Consider the following 14321-nt stretch of genomic DNA (forward strand, 5'->3'; position numbering starts at 1 on the left):
TTGCGGGAGAGGGAGCGCGCGGTGCTCGGGGTTTGCGCATGCTATCAACGGCGCCTTTCACGGCGGAAACCTCTCCTTCGTCATTCCGGGGCGCCCGCCCTTGCGGGCGAACCCGGAATCTCGATGTGGTGGAAATGAAGAGTTGCAGAACTCGTCGGGATTCCGGGTTCGCGCTACGCGCGCCCCGGAATGACGGGGAGAGGTGGTGCGATGAGTCGGTAGGGTGGGCAAAGGCGCGTCGCGCCGTGCCCACGGGCGGCGCATCGTTCGATCGCTGATCCGAGTTCGTTCTGTGCGCGTGCGTCGCGTGCGCCACGCGTGGGCTGCGCTGCGCTCCGCCCACCCTACGGTGATGGGGCCTTCCCGATGCTCTATCCCCTCGCCCGCAATTCGCGGCGCAGGACTTTGCCGGTGGCGGTCATTGGCAGGGTGTCGGTGAATTCGATCAGTCTGGGATATTCGTGGGCGGCGAGCTGGACCTTGACGTAGTCCTGGATTTCGCGCGCCAGCGTGTCGCCCTGCATGAAGCCGGGGCGCAGCACGATCCAGGCCTTGATCGATTCGGTGCGGATCGGATCCGGCACGCCGACCACGGCGGCGAAGGCGACCGCCGGGTGCTTGAGCAGCGTGTGCTCGATCTCGGACGGGCCGATGCGATAGCCGGCCGAGGTGATGACGTCGTCCTCGCGGCTGTCGTACCAGAAGTAACCCTCTTCGTCCTGCGAGCCGAGATCGCCGGTGAGCAGGAAATCGTCGGCGAACTTCTTCGCCGTGGCTTCGGGGTTCTTCCAGTACTCCAGCATGATGCAGGGATTGGGCCGACGCACCGCGATGATGCCGCGCTCACCGCGCGGCAGTTCGCGGCCGGTTTCGTCGATGATGCGGACGTCGAAGCCCGGCGTCGCCTTGCCCATCGAGCCCGGGCGGATCGGAAACAGTTTGGCGTTGTTGCCGATCACGAGATTGCACTCGGTCTGGCCGTAGATCTCGTGCGCGTCGATGCCGAAGGTGTCGCGCACCCATTGCAGCAGCTCGCCTCCCAGCGACTCGCCGCCGGTGAAGATGCTGCGCAGCTGGACGCCGGAATGCCTGACTTCCGCCTGCCGCATCAGCTTCAGCGCGGTCGGCGGCAGGAACACGTTGCGGATGCCGTGATCGGCCATCAACTGCATCGCCGCTTGTGGCTCGAACTTCGGGGCCCGATAGCCGACCATCGTGACGCCGTGATACCAGCACGGAAACAGCGCATCGAACAGCCCGCCGATCCACGCCCAGTCCGCCGGCGTCCACATCAGATCGCCGGGCTTGGGGAAGAAGTCGTGCGCCATCTCGACATTCGGCAGATGGCCGAGCAGCACGCGATGCGCATGCAGCGCGCCTTTGGGATTTCCGGTCGTTCCGGAGGTGTAGATGATGATCGCCGGATCATCGCAGGACGTGTCGACCGTTTCGAACGCGTCCGACGCCGCATCGAGCTTCGACCAGAACAGGTCGACACCAGCCTGCGCCGCGCCGCCCGTGAGGTAGATCGCCTGCAGCGCCGGCAGGCGATCGCGGATCTTCAGCAGCTTCGGCAGTCCGCTTTCGTCGGTGACCACGGCGCGTGCGCCGGAATTGTTCAAACGGAATTCAAGCGCATCCTCGCCGAACAGAGTGAACAGCGGCACCGAGACGAGCCCGGAACGAAACGCCGCGAGGTGCGCGATCGGCAGCTCGATCGATTGCGGCAGAAACACCGCGACCCGATCCCCGCGCTTCAGGCAGGCGTCCTTCAGCACGTTGGCGAAGCGGCGCGACGCGGTGGCGAGCTCGGCGAAGGAGAGTCGCGTCACCGCGCCGCCCTTCTCGACAAAAATCAACGCAGGCTTGTCGGCGACAGCGTGACGATCGCAGCAGGCGACCGCGATATTGAAACGGGCTGGAATCTGCCAGCGGAAGTTACGATACAGATTATCGTAGTCGGTGGTCTCGGTCAGCAAGGCGTATCCCCGGGTCACATTCTGATGATGGATTGATGCCTTTTTAGCTCTGGTGGCGGGTTGTCGGCGAGCCCCTTTTGCCGCTCTCAACATTGTGCGCGGCGCAGACCTCGCATTGCAGCATTGCGGGGAACCGGGACCGAGGCGCGTGGTTTTCTCCGCGTCCGATTGTTCCCCAGCCATGGTGAGACCGATGAGCGCGGCTGACGTCATTTCCGCCAAGGGCGATGGCGGTCCGAAAAACGCCCGGCCGCAGGATGCCGCCGAGCTGCGTGACGCGGACTTGCCCGCGACCGCCCGCACCGAGACTGACAGGTCCGAGGCGAAGGTGCGGAGCCCGGCGCCTTCGACCGAGACCGAGACCGAGCATCCGCCGCGGCCGCCCGGCGGCCTGCGCGGCCTGATCCGGCAGCACCCGGTCGCCGCGATCGTCGGCGCCGTGGTGATCGCCGCTGCGATCGTCGGCGGCATTCTGTGGTGGCTGCACGCGCGCAATTACGAAAGCAGCGACGACGCCTTCATCGACACCCGCAGCGTACTGATCAGCCCGCAGGTGTCCGGCGCCATCACCGGCGTCAACGTGACCGACAACCAGGTAGTCAAGGCCGGCGACCTGCTGGCGACGATCGATCAGCGCGACTACAAGGCCGCGGACGATCAGGCTGCCGCGCAGATCCTGCAGGCGCAAGCCTCGATCACCGACATCGAGGCCCAGATCGGCGCCCAGCAGGCGCAGATCCAGCAGGCCAATCAGCAGGTTCAGGAAGCGCAGGCCGCCTACAACTTTTCGATCGAGGAGAACCAGCGCTATCAGGAGCTGGTGCAGAAGGGCGCCGGCACGGTGCAGCGCGCCCAGCAGGCGGAATCCGACTTCCGCGCCAAGAAGGCCGCACTCGACGCCGCGAACGCCGCCAGTCTGGCGGCCAATCGCCAGGTCGACGTGCTGCGCGCCAAGGCCGAACAGGCCAAGGCGCAGGTGCAGGCCGCGCAGGCGCAGAAGGAACAGGCCGACGCCAACCTGCAGCGCACGCAATTGCGTGCCCCGACCGACGGCCGCATCGCCAAGCTGACCGGTGCGGTCGGCGCGCTGGCCTCGCCCGGCCAGGCCATCATGGTGCTGGTGCCGCTCGACATCTGGGTCACGGCCAATTTCAAGGAAACGCAGCTCGAGCTGATGCGCGTCGGCCAAAGCGTCGACATCCACATCGACGCCTACGGCAAGACCTATCCGGGCCACGTCAACAGCATCCAGGCCGGCAGCGGCACCGCCTTCAGCCTGCTGCCCGCCGAGAATGCCACCGGCAACTACGTCAAGGTGGTGCAGCGCGTGCCGGTGAAGATCACCTTCGACCGGCGGCCGGACGTCGCGCTCGGCCCCGGCATGTCGGTGGTGCCGACCGTCACCGTCAGGCCGTGAGGCTGGCGCGATGGCCGAAACCGAAGGCGAATATGGCGGCGCCAATCCGTGGCTGATCGCGATCCTGGTGTCGGTCGCGACCTTCATGGAAGTGCTCGACACCACCATCGCCAACGTGGCGCTGCGCTACATCTCCGGCGGGCTGGCGGTGTCGAGCGACGAAGCCTCGTGGGTGGTTACCACTTATCTGGTCGCCAATTCGATCGTGCTGTGCGCGTCGGGCTGGATCGCCCAGATGTTCGGCCGCAAGAACTTCTTTCTGGTGTGCATCGCGCTGTTCACGGTGAGTTCGTTGCTGTGCGGGTTCGCCTGGAATCTGCAGTCGCTGCTGGTATTCCGGATCATGCAGGGACTGGCCGGCGGCGGCATGACGCCGGTGGCGCAGTCGATCCTCGCCGCGGCGTTTCCACCGGCCAAACGCGGCCAAGGCTTTGCGCTGTATGGCATTGCCGTGGTGGTGGCGCCGGTGATCGGGCCGACGCTCGGCGGCTGGCTCAGCGACAATCTGTCGTGGCACTGGTGCTTCCTGATCAACGTGCCGGTCGGCGTGATCACGCTGGCGCTGATCTACCTGATCATCCCGACCTCCGAAACGCAGCGCAAGGAGCGCGCCGCGCTGCGGGCAAAGGGCTTCAATTTCGACATCGTCGGCTTTCTGTTGGTCGCGACCTTTCTCGGCGCGCTCGAAGTCGTGCTCGACCGCGGCCAGGTCGACGACTGGTTCGGCTCCAGCTTCATCGTCAGCTTCGCGGTGATCTCGACGCTGGCGCTGATCGCCTTCGTGCCGTGGGAATTGTCGCGCGAGCAGCCGCTGATCGACATCCGGATGCTGGCGGGCCGGCAGTTCGGCACCTGCTTTCTGATCATGCTGGCGACCGGTGCGCTGCTGATCGCCACCACGCAGATCCTGCCGCAGCTGTTGCAGGAGCGCTACGGCTACACCGCGACGCTGGCCGGACTGGCGATCTCGCCCGGCGGCATCGTGACGATGTGCATGATGGTGGTGGTCGGCCGGCTCGGCAGGATCCAGCCGCGCTGGCTGATCGCGCTCGGCGCCTGCATCTGCGCCGGCGCGATGGCCGATCTGCTGCGGCTGTCGCCCGACGCCGACTATTGGTACTTCGCGTTGTCGCGGATCTATCTCGGCATCGGCCTGCCGCTGATCTTCATCCCGATCACCACCGCGTCGTATGACGGCATTCCGCCGAACAAGACGGACCAGGCCTCGGCGATGATCAACCTCGCGCGCAATTTCGGCGGCTCGATCGGCGTCTCGATCAGCCAGACCGTGCTGGCGCGGCGAGAACAGTTTCACCAGAGCCGGCTGAGCGAACATGTCGGCGCGTGGAATCCATATTTCCACGACACGCTCGCGGGCATTCAGACCTACCTGAAGAGCCAGAACGCCACCGGCGACGTCGCCGGTTCGGCAATGGCGGTGATCAACCAGATGGTCCAGGGCCAGGCGGCCTTCCTCGCCTATATCGACGTCTTCATGACCCTGGCCCTGATCGCCGCCCTGATGGTCCCGCTCGCCCTGTCGCTACGCAGCGTGGACCGCAGCGCGAAGCCGGCAATGGGGCATTGAAGACAGCTTATCGAGGGAAACGTCGTCATTGCGGGGAGCGAAGCGACGAAGCATCCTGCGCAGTGCACGAACGCTGGATTGCTTCGCTTCGCTCGCAATGACGGCTGAAAGGTCGTGCCGCATCCCCCGTCATTCCGGGGCGCGCGCATCGCGCGCGAACCCGGAATCTCGATAAGTTCATCCGCGGCAGGCGCCGCGCGTAGCAACTGCGGGATTCCGGGTTCACGCGCGAGAGCGCGTGCCCCGGAATGACGTGTGAGTGGCGAACTAAGCCGTCAGCGCCGCCTTCACCAAGCCGGACGCCTTGCCGAAATCCATTTGGCCCGCGTACTTCGCCTTCAGCGCGGCGATCACCTTGCCCATGTCCTTGATGCCGGCGGCGCCGGTCTCCGCGATCACGGCGGCGATGGCGGCTTTGACGTCGTCGTCGGACATCTGCTGCGGCAGATAGGCCTGGATCACGGCGATCTCGGCGCGCTCCTGATCGGCCAGTTCGGCGCGGCCGCCCTTGTCGTAGAGCTCGACCGACTCCTGGCGCTGCTTGATCATCTTCTGCAGCAGGCCGAGCAGATCGCCGTCGCTGAGCGGCGGCTTGCTCTGGCCGCGGGCTTCGATGTCGGCGTTCTTGATCGCCGAATTCACCATCCGCAGCGTGGAGAGCTTGCGCTCGTCCTTGGCCCGCATCGCGTCCTTGACGGCGTTGTTGATATTTTCGCGCAGCATGTCGAACTATCCTCGAGTCGCGTCATTGCGAGGAGCGAAGCGACGAAGCAATCCAGCATCCGTGCACGGCGCCTCTGGATTGCTTCGCTTCGCTCGCAATGACGGCTGATTTCGTTTGTGGCGCCTGATGTAGGCCGTCCGGCCCACCGAAACAACTCAGTTACGCAGCCATTCGGCCAGCGCGGCCGCGGTCGCCTGAGGCTGCTCGATCTGGGGAAGATGGCCGCACTCCGGGATGATCACCAGCTTGGCGCCCCTGATCCCGTCGGCCATCTCCTGCGACAGGCTGTTGGGAATGGTGTTGTCGGTATCGCCGCTCAGCACCAGCGTCGGGCACGCGATCGTCGCCAGCGTCGGCCGCGAGTCGGTGCGGGCCATGATGGCGCGCTGCTGCCGGGCGAAGCCGGTGCCGCCGACGTCGTCGCCCATCGCATGCACGATTTCGCGCAGGCCGTGGTCATCGGCGCGCGACGGATGCACGAAGCCCGGATACAGCTCGTCCAGCACGGCGTGCAGCCGGCCGGCATTGGCTTCACCGACCTGCCGGGTGCGCCGCGCCGAGGCGTCGGGGCTGTCGGGGCGCGCCTGGGTGTTGATCAACGCCAGCCGGGCGACCCGCTCGGGCGCCTGGCGCATGATCTCGAACGCGATGTAGCCGCCCATCGAATGGCCGGCGAGCGCGAAGCTGGGCGGCGCTTCGGACAGGATCCGGCGGGCGATCGCCGCCATGCTGTCGTCGCGAATGTGATTGGCCACCGTCACGGGGCCGAAGGCCCACAGGGCCGGCGCGACCGGCGCGTAGATCCGGGGAGAACCCGCCAAGCCCGGAATCAGCACGATCGGCAATGATGTGTCCATGGAACCTCCTGGCGCAGTTTTCTGGCGGGCGCGCCGGCCCCACCCTAGGGCCCCGCGACTCGCTGTCAAATATCGCCAAATGCGCACAATTTGCCGAGCGGAGCGCTTTGACGGCGCCGCGGCGCGCGACTATGTAATGCGCTCATGACCAATTCAGCATCCAATCCCGCCTGGCCGGACCATAAACCGACCGCGCTGCTCGTGCTCGCCGACGGCACGGTGTTCGAAGGCTTCGGCCTCGGCGCCGTGGGCTCCGCCGTGGGCGAGGTCTGCTTCAACACCGCGATGACCGGCTATGAGGAGATCCTCACCGATCCGTCCTATGCCGGGCAGCTCATCACCTTCACCTTCCCGCATATCGGCAACGTCGGCACCAACGACGAGGATATCGAGACGGTGAACATGGCGGCGACGCCGGGCGCGCGCGGCGTGATCCTGCGCAGCGCCATCACCGATCCGTCGAACTATCGCTCGTCGCGCAACCTCGACGGTTGGCTGAAGGCGCGCGGCATTATCGGCTTGTCGGGCATCGACACCCGCGCGCTGACCGCGCTGATCCGCACCAAGGGCATGCCCAATGCGGTGATCGCGCATTCGCCGAGCGGCGAGTTCGACCTGCATGCGCTCAAGGAGGAGGCCCGCGAATGGCCCGGCCTCGAGGGCATGGACCTGGTGCCGATGGTCACCTCCGGCCAGCGCTTCACCTGGGACGAGATGCCGTGGGCGTGGGGCGAAGGCTTCGGCCGGCAGGACAAGCCCGAATTCAACGTCGTGGCGATCGACTACGGCATCAAGCGCAACATCCTGCGGTTGCTCGCCGGCGAAGGCTGCAACGTCACGGTGGTGCCCGCCACCACCTCGGCCGAAGACATCCTGGCGATGAAGCCGGACGGCGTGTTCCTGTCGAACGGCCCGGGCGATCCGGCCGCGACCGGCAAATATGCGGTGCCGGTGATCCGCGAGGTGATTTCGTCGGGTGTGCCGACCTTCGGCATCTGCCTCGGCCACCAGATGCTCGGGCTGGCGCTCGGCGGCAAGACCGTGAAGATGCACCAGGGCCACCACGGCGCCAATCACCCGGTCAAGGATCTGACCACCGGCAAGGTCGAGATCACCTCGATGAATCACGGCTTTGCGGTCGACAAGTCGACGCTGCCGGGCAACGTCCAGCAGACCCATATCTCGCTGTTCGACGACAGCAATTGCGGCATCGCGCTAGCCGACAAGCCGGTGTTCTCGGTGCAGTACCACCCCGAGGCCTCGCCCGGCCCCCGCGACTCGCACTATTTGTTCCGCCGCTTCAGCGACCTGATGCGGGCGAAGAAGAGCGCGGCCTGAGCAGGCGAACGCGGCTTCAGAGGTGATTTGATCGAGGGCTCGGCTGCCAGGCCGGGCCCTCTTCATGTGAGCCATTGCCGGTACGGCGGACGGTCCTTGTGTTCTCCCGCGCACTGTCCGGCATGAACCGGACAGCCTCAACTGTCATGTCAAGTTGACAAAATCACCTGTCACGATAATTTGACCCAGCGAGAGACACCGTGAACGGACTAGCCAGCGGATGCTGGTGGCCCCAAAGCGGAGGCCTCAGCCGGGACTGACGTCCGGTCGGCAGCGCGGCGGCTTGGGGAAGCCGACAACCTGTCCGCCGTCCACGGTCCGGTCGCTGCTCGCGGCACTCGCGTGCGGGTTCAGCACGAATTTGAATTTCCTGAGGAGGTTACTATGGCAGAAGATCCCAACAAGGTCTGGCCGACCGGTCTGACGATCGCGGAGTCGGAAGAGATCCACAAGCATGTGATCGACGGCACGCGCATTTTCGGCGCGATCGCGATCGTGGCCCATTTCCTGGCCTACGTTTACTCGCCCTGGCTGCACTAAGGGAGATCGAACATGAATCAAGGACGTATTTGGACCGTCGTCAATCCGACCGTCGGCCTGCCGCTGCTGCTGGGTAGCGTCACCGTTATCGCGATCCTGGTGCACGCTGCGGTGCTGAACAACACCGCCTGGTTCCCGAAGTACTGGCAGGGTGGCTCCGCTGTCACCGCCGCGCCGGCCGCTCCGGCCCCGGCTGCTGCTCCGGCGAAGAAGTAAGCTTCTTCCATCGACGCATTCGCGATGCCCGCCAAGGTCCTGAGGACCTCGGCGGGCATCGTGCGTTTTGAGGCACGGACGACGGGACGCAACCCGCGAGGTTCTGGCTGCGCGCCCCGAGTCACGCGCCGGCGTTCTCTCGATCGACGTGCACTCGGGAAACCTTCGATCAATCGCGAGCGCACCGCCCAGCGAGACCAAGTGACGCGCGGCTCACGCACTGGCCGTCGACCACAACTGCTACGAGTCTCGCGCATCGCCGCCGCGTCTGTCGTGACGCGCGTCGCATCTGGTGTGGCTCAGTTGCGCCGTGTGTGGCGCGCGCGCCTCGTTAACACGTGTGGCGCGCCGCCATTGACACCGCTCGCATCGATACCTGGAATTCTTCCAACTCATCGCCGCACCGACGCCCCGTGAGAGACCGCGAAACGCCTGTGCCACAGGCATTTCTCAAGCTGTCGCACGACGGTCACGATCGCCCTCACTTTAAAATCAGCAGCGTCACTGCAACTTCATCCAGCGGACCTACTTGAGCCGCATTGCATCGGCATGGTGCAAACCTGAAATGAAGGAGACCATCGATGACTGCCACGAACCAGCCGAAGTTCGATCCCGATTACGTCGCGACGCTGCGCGAAGTGCTCGATATCGCGGTTGAGCAGATCGCGATGGAGCATCGCACGCCTGCCACCAAAGCGATGATGGCGCAGACCATCGTGCAGAACGCCGCGCGCGGCATCACCGACGCCACCGCGCTGGTGCACGACGCCGTCCGCGCCGGCGCCCAAGGCGCGCCGTAGCCCGCACCTCGCGTCCACCACATGCCCAACGCGCCGCAGATTTGCGGCGCGTTTTGATTCGGGGGGGGGGGCGATGTGATTCAGAACGAGACAGCGCGGCGCGCACTGTGAGTCTCACACCGCGAATTGGCGAACGCTCCATGCAGGCGGCACTGGACGCGCCTGCTGCGTATCACCCCCACCCCGTCATTCCGGGGCGCGCGAAGCGCGAACCCGGAATCCAGAGATTGTGGAAACCTCAGTCGCGCAGAACAGCTCGGGATTCCGGGCTCGCGCGCCAATGCGCGCGCCCCGGAATGACGGAGGCGGGGTGAGTGACCCGCGCGGATGTGTCGGTAGCCTACCCCGTCATTCCGGGGCGCGCGCCCTTGCGCGTGAACCCGGAATCTCGAAGTTGTGGAAACGAGGGAGTCGCAGAACGCCTCGGGATTCCGGGCTCGCGAGCTACGCTCGCGCCCCGGAATGACGGGGGTGGGATGAGTGACCCGCGCGGATGTGTCGGTGGCCTATCCCGTCATTCCGGGGCGCGCGCCCTTGCGCGTGAACCCGGAATCTCGAAGTTGTGGAAACGTCAGGAGTCGCAGAACGCCTCTGGATTCCGGGTTCGCGAGCTGCGCTCGCGCCCCGGAATGACGGTGTGAGGGCTACTCGCCCCAGGCCGCGAAGGCTTCGTTGAAGGCGCGTTCGCCGGGGGGGCCTTTTTCGATGGCGATGATGGCGCGGCGCTGGTTGCTGTAGACGATCGGCAGGTCGAACCAGGAGCGCTCCTTGAGCAGCTGCAGGTTGCGGGTGCGGTCGGCTTCGACGTTGCTGAGGCCGACCAGGAAGAACCCGTCGGTGACCTTCACGGCCAAGCCGGCCAGCGGCGTGCCGCGCGCCTGCTCGTTGGACTTCATCAGGATGCCCGGGACGTTGGCGACGCCGCCGCCGGTGAAGTCCTGCGGCAGGATGAAGGTCAGCTCCGCGGTATGGCTCGCCGGCAGCGAGGTGTCGGTGTTGCGGCGGAACGACATCGTCATCTTGAACTTGCGCTCGGGCACTTCGATGTCGGCCCGCACCGCCAGATCGGCGCCGCCCTTGCTGCTGGCACCCTTGATCTGCTCGGTCCGCCACACCACCGTGCCGACGTACTGCTTGCCCTTCGGATCCGACGGATCCTCGTCATACAGCACGACGCGCTGCGCCACCGGCGCAATGGCTTCCGAACTCGACGGCTGGCCGACGCGATCGGTGATCTTCGGCCGCTCAGTGGACGCCGGCGGCGTCGGCGTCGCGGTCTCCGTCGCCGGCGACGACTGCATCATGCCACGCAGCGACGAATACAGCGCCGGCCCCCACAGAATGCCGGCGCCGACCAGCACCAGAACCAGGCCGATCACCAGCGCGCTCTTCAGCGGAAACCGTGACGTCGTCCGGGTCGGCTTGCGGGCAGCAGGACGTGCCGGGTCGAGCCGTGGCCGCGGGCTGGGAGGCGGCGCGTAGCGCTGCGCCTCGTCGACCGATTCGTCGTAGGAATAGGGCGCATCCGGATCAGTGCGATTTTCCATCGTCGGCTCGAGCCGGTCGAATTCCGGTGACGGCGCAACGTTGGCGTAGGTTTTTCGCGCGGCGCGGTTGGCTTGCGCGGCGGCATTGCCGAGACCATCGAGATCGGCGGTCACATCGCGGAAGCCGCGCAGCCCCTGATTGTCGCCCCCGGCAGCGGCGGGGCCCGGCTCGGGCCGGCGCGGCGGGATCGGACGCTCGCGACCGGTCAGCGGCGGCTCCGGCGGAATCGGCGGCGGCTCGACGCGCAGATTGCGGGCCGGACGCTCCTCACGCGGCGGCGGCGCGGACGGCTGCGCGCGCGGCCGGACCGGCGGCTCGGGATCTGGTTCGGCCGCAGTTGGCGGCAGCGGCGCACGGCTGACCTGCGGCGGCGGATCGCCGGGCCGCGAGGCGGGGCGGCTCGAAGCGCGCAGCGCATCGCCGGCGCGCGAGGCATCGCCCGCCGGGCGGCGGTTCTTCAATTCGGCGCGGGCGGCGTCGCGGGCGCGCTGCGCCGCTTCGGACTCGACCTTGCGTACCGCTTCTTCGAGCGCCAGGCGCTCGCGGGTGATTTCCGATTCGGTCAGCGGCGGCTGCACGCCGCGGAGCTGCGTGATCAGCGCGGCGCGGGCCCGCTCGTAGATCGCACGCCGCTGCTCGCCCGGAGCGCTGGGGTCCAGACCGGATATGGCACGTGCGATCAGCGGATAGTAATCAGCCATCTTGACTCAAGCTTCGACCCCGTTCGGTAACATCCTATTAAGCTTCGAACGGATTCTGCACCAGAATTGTGTCCTCGCGTTCAGGACTGGTGGACAACAACGCCACCGGGCAGCCGACCAGCTCTTCGATGCGGCGAACATATTTGATCGCCTGCGCCGGCAGCTCGGCCCACGAGCGCGCGCCCGCGGTCGGTTCCTTCCAGCCTTCGATGGTTTCCCAGATCGGTTCGACCCGCGCCTGCGCGCCCTCGCCGGCCGGCAGATGGTCGATCTCCTTGCCGTCGAGCTTGTAGCCGACGCAGACGTCGACGCTGTCGAAGCCGTCCAGAATGTCGAGCTTGGTCAGCGCCAGGCCGTGGATGCCACAGGTGCGGACGGTCTGACGCACCAGTACCGCGTCGAACCAGCCGCAGCGGCGCTTGCGCCCGGTGTTGACGCCGAATTCCTTGCCGCGGCGGCCGATCTCCTCGCCGATCTCGTTCAGCAATTCGGTCGGGAACGGGCCGGCGCCGACGCGGGTGGTGTAGGCCTTGCAGATGCCCAGCACATAGCCGACCGAGCCCGGGCCCATGCCGGTGCCGGTCGCGGCCTGCGCCGCAACGGTGTTGGACGAGGTGACGTAAGGATAGGTGCCGTGGTCAACGTCGAGCAGCGCGCCCTGCGCACCCTCGAACAGGATGCGCTTGCCCTCGCGGCGCTTGATGTCGAGCAGCCGCCACACCGTCTCGGCATAGGGCAGCAGTTGCGGCGCCATCGCCATCAGATCGTTCAGGATCGCAGCGCCGTCGAATTCCGGCAGATTGAAGCCACGGCGCAGCGCGTTGTGATGCGCCAGCAGCCGCTCGATCTTCTGCGGCAGGGTGTCGGGATCGGCGAGGTCCATCAGCCGAATCGCGCGGCGGCCGACCTTGTCCTCATAGGCGGGGCCGATGCCGCGCTGGGTCGTGCCGATCGCGCCGGCTTTGGCGGCGTTCTCGCGCAACGAGTCGAGTTCGCGATGCAGCGGGAGGATCAACGTGACGTTCTCGGCGACACGGAGATTCTCCGGCGAGATCGCGACGCCCTGACCCTGCAGCTTCTTGACCTCGTCGAGAAACGCCTGCGGGTCGAACACCACGCCGTTGCCGATCACGCCGAGCTTGGAGGGCCGCAGCACGCCCGAGGGCAGCAGCGCCAGCTTGTAAGTCTCGCCGTTGATCACCAGCGTATGGCCGGCATTATGCCCGCCCTGGAATCGGGCGACAATGTCCGCCTGCTCCGACAGCCAATCGACGATCTTTCCCTTGCCCTCGTCGCCCCACTGGGCGCCGACCACGACGACATTGGCCATTTTCGAGCCGTTCCCCTGCAACCGAACCGGATGAAGCACGATCGCCGATGCCCGCAGGCTGTTTCCGGATCGTACTGAGCGCCAAGCCAAAACACGGCCGCGGCCGCTCGCATGCGAGGCGATCCACCGGATAACGGAAGCGGGCACCGGACGCAAGCGAAACGGCCCGTTTCGGGGCCCTGACGGCGCCGCCAACGCATTGATTTCCCCCAAAAATCCGGTGGACAGCCGCAACCCTTGACGATGGTGGTGGTTACCGCTTGGCTCTTTTGGGCGTATCAGGCCGCCCCCGGCGGCCGTAGCGGAGACGGCAACCGACATGCACTCACTCACAACCCAGGGCCTCACGGTGCCCAAGCTGGGACTCGGCACGTTCAAGCTGCAGGGCAAGGATTGCCACGAGGCGGTGCTGACCGCGCTGGGGATGGGCTATCGCCACATCGACACCGCCGAGATGTACGCCAACGAGGATGCGGTCGGCGACGCACTGGAAGACACCGACGTGCCGCGCGACCAGATCCACGTCACCACCAAGGTGTGGTGGCAAAATCTGGCGCCCGACGCGATCCGCACGGCGTTCGACACCAGCCGGCGCAAGCTGAAGACCGACTATGTCGACTTCTACCTGATCCATTGGCCGGCCCCCGACATGAATCTCGGCGCGGCGCTGGAGACGCTGCTGCGGATCAGGGACGAGGGCGGCGCCCGCGCGATCGGTGTCTGCAATTTCCCGCTGGCGCTGCTGAAGCAGGCGGTCGAGGACATCGGCGCGCCGATCGCCTGCAACCAGGTCGAGTATCACGTGCTGCGCGGGCAGACCCAGCTGCTCGGCTACATGCAGGACAAGTGCATCCCGCTGACCGCCTACGCGCCGCTGGCGCAAGGCCGCCTCGCCGCGTTTCCGGAGTTGCAGCTGATCGCCGAGAAACACGGCGTCACCGCCGCGCAGATCGCGCTGGCCTGGCTGCTGGAGCAGGATTGCGTGATGGCGATCCCGAAGGCGCGCAGCGCGGCGAGCCAGCAAAGCAACCTCGGCGCGCTCGAAGTCCGGCTCGACCAGGACGACCGCGCCATCATCGCCAAGCTGCCAAAAGACCAGCGCTTCGTGAACCCGGGGTTCGCGCCGCAGTGGGACGTCGGCTGAGGCCTGACGAAGGACGCTGAGCAAGCCCCGCGGCGCGCCCGCCCCACCCCCGTCATTCCGGGGCGCTCGCGCAAGCGAGTGAAGTGAGGAGGCCGCGACAGGCGCCCCAACAACCACCGTCATTCCGGGGCGCTCGCTC

At 66.5% G+C, this 14321-nt stretch carries 12 protein-coding genes; 7 read left to right on the top strand and 5 right to left on the bottom strand.

All coding sequences use genetic code 11. The features are described from left to right. Positions 1-371: 371 nt before the first annotated feature. Complete coding sequence (locus tag LPW26_RS24865) at positions 372-1979, bottom strand: acyl-CoA synthetase (RefSeq protein ID WP_238738443.1); 1608 nt, start codon at positions 1977-1979, stop codon at positions 372-374. A gap of 193 nt (positions 1980-2172) precedes the next feature. Between LPW26_RS24865 and LPW26_RS24870 the strand changes: the two genes are divergently transcribed. Together LPW26_RS24870 and LPW26_RS24875 are read left to right on the top strand one after the other, a co-directional pair. After that, positions 2173-3396: an HlyD family secretion protein gene (locus tag LPW26_RS24870; RefSeq protein ID WP_238738444.1), complete on the top strand. Its 1224-nt coding sequence runs from the start codon at positions 2173-2175 to the stop codon at positions 3394-3396. Positions 3397-3406: 10 nt separating this feature from the next. After that, on the top strand, positions 3407-4984 hold the full coding sequence (locus LPW26_RS24875) for a DHA2 family efflux MFS transporter permease subunit (protein ID WP_238738445.1): 1578 nt from the start codon (positions 3407-3409) through the stop codon (positions 4982-4984). Positions 4985-5251: 267 nt separating this feature from the next. On the opposite strand, the gene LPW26_RS24880 is transcribed toward LPW26_RS24875, so the two are convergent. Together LPW26_RS24880 and LPW26_RS24885 are read right to left on the bottom strand one after the other, a co-directional pair. Beyond that, the gene (locus tag LPW26_RS24880; RefSeq protein WP_238738446.1) at positions 5252-5707 is read right to left on the bottom strand and encodes a GatB/YqeY domain-containing protein; all 456 of its coding nucleotides are present in this window, start codon (positions 5705-5707) and stop codon (positions 5252-5254) included. Between the two features lie 156 nt (positions 5708-5863). After that, complete coding sequence (locus tag LPW26_RS24885; RefSeq protein WP_238738447.1) at positions 5864-6565, bottom strand: alpha/beta fold hydrolase; 702 nt, start codon at positions 6563-6565, stop codon at positions 5864-5866. A 144-nt stretch (positions 6566-6709) separates the two neighbouring features. On the opposite strand from LPW26_RS24885, the gene carA reads away from it, so the two are divergent. The 4 genes from carA (at position 6710) to LPW26_RS24905 (ending at position 9459) form a co-directional block, all read left to right on the top strand. Beyond that, on the top strand, positions 6710-7903 hold the full coding sequence (gene carA, locus LPW26_RS24890; RefSeq protein ID WP_238738448.1) for a glutamine-hydrolyzing carbamoyl-phosphate synthase small subunit: 1194 nt from the start codon (positions 6710-6712) through the stop codon (positions 7901-7903). Between the two features lie 384 nt (positions 7904-8287). Further along, positions 8288-8443 carry a light-harvesting antenna LH1, beta subunit gene (gene pufB / locus LPW26_RS24895; RefSeq protein WP_238738449.1) on the top strand — a complete coding sequence of 52 codons (156 nt, stop codon included), beginning with the start codon at positions 8288-8290 and terminating at the stop codon, positions 8441-8443. A gap of 12 nt (positions 8444-8455) precedes the next feature. Next, the gene (locus LPW26_RS24900) at positions 8456-8659 is read left to right on the top strand and encodes a light-harvesting protein (RefSeq protein ID WP_238738450.1); all 204 of its coding nucleotides are present in this window, start codon (positions 8456-8458) and stop codon (positions 8657-8659) included. A gap of 581 nt (positions 8660-9240) precedes the next feature. Beyond that, complete coding sequence (locus tag LPW26_RS24905) at positions 9241-9459, top strand: hypothetical protein (protein ID WP_238738451.1); 219 nt, start codon at positions 9241-9243, stop codon at positions 9457-9459. Between the two features lie 644 nt (positions 9460-10103). Here the strand turns inward: LPW26_RS24905 and LPW26_RS24910 are convergent. Continuing rightward, positions 10104-11708: a hypothetical protein gene (locus tag LPW26_RS24910; RefSeq protein ID WP_238738452.1), complete on the bottom strand. Its 1605-nt coding sequence runs from the start codon at positions 11706-11708 to the stop codon at positions 10104-10106. Between the two features lie 37 nt (positions 11709-11745). Further along, a complete protein-coding gene (locus LPW26_RS24915) occupies positions 11746-13038 on the bottom strand; it encodes an adenylosuccinate synthase (protein ID WP_238738453.1) in 1293 nt (430 codons plus the stop codon). A gap of 319 nt (positions 13039-13357) precedes the next feature. On the opposite strand from LPW26_RS24915, the gene LPW26_RS24920 reads away from it, so the two are divergent. Further along, the gene (locus LPW26_RS24920; protein ID WP_238738454.1) at positions 13358-14182 is read left to right on the top strand and encodes an aldo/keto reductase; all 825 of its coding nucleotides are present in this window, start codon (positions 13358-13360) and stop codon (positions 14180-14182) included. The last annotated feature ends 139 nt before the right edge of the window (positions 14183-14321 follow it).

The sequence above is a fragment of the Rhodopseudomonas infernalis genome, assembly GCF_022271405.1.
Taxonomy (GTDB): Bacteria; Pseudomonadota; Alphaproteobacteria; order Rhizobiales; family Xanthobacteraceae; genus Rhodopseudomonas; species Rhodopseudomonas infernalis.

Coding starts and splice junctions, on each gene's coding strand:
- LPW26_RS24870 (WP_238738444.1), top strand. CDS start 2,173: ATGAGCGCGGCTGACGTCATTTCCGCCAAGGGCGATGGCGGTCCGAAA.
- LPW26_RS24875 (WP_238738445.1), top strand. CDS start 3,407: ATGGCCGAAACCGAAGGCGAATATGGCGGCGCCAATCCGTGGCTGATC.
- LPW26_RS24915 (WP_238738453.1), bottom strand. CDS start 13,038: ATGGCCAATGTCGTCGTGGTCGGCGCCCAGTGGGGCGACGAGGGCAAG.
- LPW26_RS24880 (WP_238738446.1), bottom strand. CDS start 5,707: ATGCTGCGCGAAAATATCAACAACGCCGTCAAGGACGCGATGCGGGCC.
- LPW26_RS24910 (WP_238738452.1), bottom strand. CDS start 11,708: ATGGCTGATTACTATCCGCTGATCGCACGTGCCATATCCGGTCTGGAC.
- carA (WP_238738448.1), top strand. CDS start 6,710: ATGACCAATTCAGCATCCAATCCCGCCTGGCCGGACCATAAACCGACC.
- LPW26_RS24900 (WP_238738450.1), top strand. CDS start 8,456: ATGAATCAAGGACGTATTTGGACCGTCGTCAATCCGACCGTCGGCCTG.
- LPW26_RS24885 (WP_238738447.1), bottom strand. CDS start 6,565: ATGGACACATCATTGCCGATCGTGCTGATTCCGGGCTTGGCGGGTTCT.
- pufB (WP_238738449.1), top strand. CDS start 8,288: ATGGCAGAAGATCCCAACAAGGTCTGGCCGACCGGTCTGACGATCGCG.
- LPW26_RS24920 (WP_238738454.1), top strand. CDS start 13,358: ATGCACTCACTCACAACCCAGGGCCTCACGGTGCCCAAGCTGGGACTC.
- LPW26_RS24905 (WP_238738451.1), top strand. CDS start 9,241: ATGACTGCCACGAACCAGCCGAAGTTCGATCCCGATTACGTCGCGACG.